This is a genomic window from Mycobacterium sp. UM_11 (genome assembly GCF_001414075.1).
Taxonomy (GTDB): Bacteria; Actinomycetota; Actinomycetes; order Mycobacteriales; family Mycobacteriaceae; genus Mycobacterium.
In genome coordinates this window covers 1-208 of the sequence record NZ_LATC01000306.1, presented here as the reverse complement: position 1 = coordinate 208, position 208 = coordinate 1, and the positions used below count along the sequence as shown (strand labels likewise).

Sequence of the window (208 nt, the reverse complement as noted above, 5' to 3'; positions counted from 1 at the left end):
TGTTTGATTTCGGGATGCTTCCGCCGGAGGTTACGTCGGCGAAGATTTATGCCGGTCCGGGGTCGGGGTCGTTGATGACTGCGGCGTCGGCGTGGAATGCGATTGCTGCGGAGTTGCAGTCGGCGGCGTTGAGTTATCAGAGCGTGGTGACGCAGCTGGCCAGTGAGGAGTGGGCGGGTACGGCTTCGGCGGCGATGGCGGCCGCGGC

Annotated in this window: 1 protein-coding gene; it reads left to right on the top strand. The window is 64.9% G+C overall.

The annotated features are described in order from the left end of the window. On the top strand, positions 1 to 208 hold a 208-nt coding region (locus WU80_RS25150), incomplete at both ends, for a PPE domain-containing protein (RefSeq protein WP_231633916.1).